The organism is Flavobacterium tibetense, assembly GCF_003293845.1.
Taxonomy (GTDB): Bacteria; Bacteroidota; Bacteroidia; order Flavobacteriales; family Flavobacteriaceae; genus Flavobacterium; species Flavobacterium tibetense.
The window spans coordinates 1-824 of sequence record NZ_QLST01000050.1 but is presented as its reverse complement, the minus strand read 5'-3'; the positions used below and the strand labels follow the sequence as shown (position 1 = coordinate 824).

Sequence of the window (824 nt, the reverse complement as noted above, 5' to 3'; positions counted from 1 at the left end):
CTTGAACCTTTCGGTCAACCTCGCACAGCTGACTACTTCCGCTCTGTCGGTTTTGTGGTTGTCGAGCGTCCTTACGGCACACGTGTTTACAAGGAAATGTTTACGATTCAGGACGACAACGGACAGCCCTTTCTGGAAGTGAGACGCAATCCAGCTTCCCAGCTTCCCGAAGGCATCCATCTTCCCGAAGAATGTCACCTCCGACTAACCAACTATGCCTGTTACCACGATGACGCTGCTCAGCTGCTCCAAGAATTCATCGAGCATTTTGGCTACACATTCAACCGCATCACACGTGTTGACATCTGCCTCGATTTTGAATACTTTGACTATGGCGATGACCCTCAGTCATTCCTTTCTCGCTACCTCAAACACCGTTACAGCAAAATCAACCAGGGCAATATTCACGCACACGGTGCAGACCGTTGGAACGGACAGGAATGGAACTCATTATCGTGGGGCGCACCATCATCAGACGTCGGAACGAAATTCTACAACAAGACCATGGAACTCTTCGACCCCTCTTCCGGGTCGTATAAGAAACCCTATATACGTTATGCCTGGTTCAGATGTGGTTTGATTGATGACTTCGTGGCCAACACCAAGTTGAAAGATGGTGAGCCGTACACACCTCAGATTTGGCGCGTTGAGTTCTCCATACGCTCCAGCGTGAAAAACTGGTTCGTCATCGAGCTCAACGGCAACGCTAAAGCCTATCAGAGCATCCGAAACACCCTGCAAAGCTACATGGGACGTGAACGCTTATTGACGCTCTTTGCTTCCCTGGCTCAGCACTACTTCCACTTCAAATACTTTGTGGAGGG

Annotated in this window: 1 protein-coding gene; it reads left to right on the top strand. The window is 49.8% G+C overall.

From position 1 onward, the window contains the following. Positions 1 to 824 (top strand): hypothetical protein (locus tag DPN68_RS13200; RefSeq protein WP_157958514.1); only part of this gene is annotated, 824 nt, incomplete at both ends.